The organism is Arthrobacter sp. SIMBA_036 (assembly GCF_046535135.1).
Lineage (GTDB): Bacteria > Actinomycetota > Actinomycetes > Actinomycetales > Micrococcaceae > Arthrobacter.
The window spans coordinates 1-421 of the sequence record NZ_JAWRXG010000051.1 but is presented as its reverse complement, the minus strand read 5'-3'; the positions used below and the strand labels follow the sequence as shown (position 1 = coordinate 421).

Here is a 421-nt window from a genome sequence, read left to right as displayed (position 1 = left end):
CTGCATGCCGTGCTGCACAGCACGTCGTGGCGTGTGTCGAAGCCCGTGCGCATGGTCGGCTTTCCGCTGCGCAGATTGACCTCTGCAATCCGTGAACGCAGGTTGCTGCCCGGCATCAAGGAGCGAATCAAGGGCGTACTCAAGATCGGGGCGGCTGAACTGGCGAAGCGGCCGGCATTGAAGCGCGCGGCGCTCAGGTTGGTGCGGATGAGTCCGGCGCTGGACCGTCGACTGCGCGCCGTCGTGACACAGTCGGCCAGCGCTGCAGTCGGTTCTCCTGCGTCTCAACGCGCGTTGCCCGAGTCGGCCCGTGAGGTGCTCGACGCGCTTCGGGCCGCCGCGCGTGCGTCCGAATCCCGGTGACGATGCGCGTAACCGAATAGATGGAACTGCCGCGCACGCGAACAGTGTGCCGGTAACA

1 protein-coding gene is annotated in these 421 nt (G+C 66.3%); it reads left to right on the top strand.

Annotation, left to right across the window (positions count from 1 at the left end; translation table 11 throughout):
• On the top strand, positions 1-363 hold a 363-nt coding region (locus tag SB659_RS19095), incomplete at its 5' end, for a hypothetical protein (RefSeq protein WP_410551523.1).
• Positions 364-421: the final 58 nt, after the last annotated feature.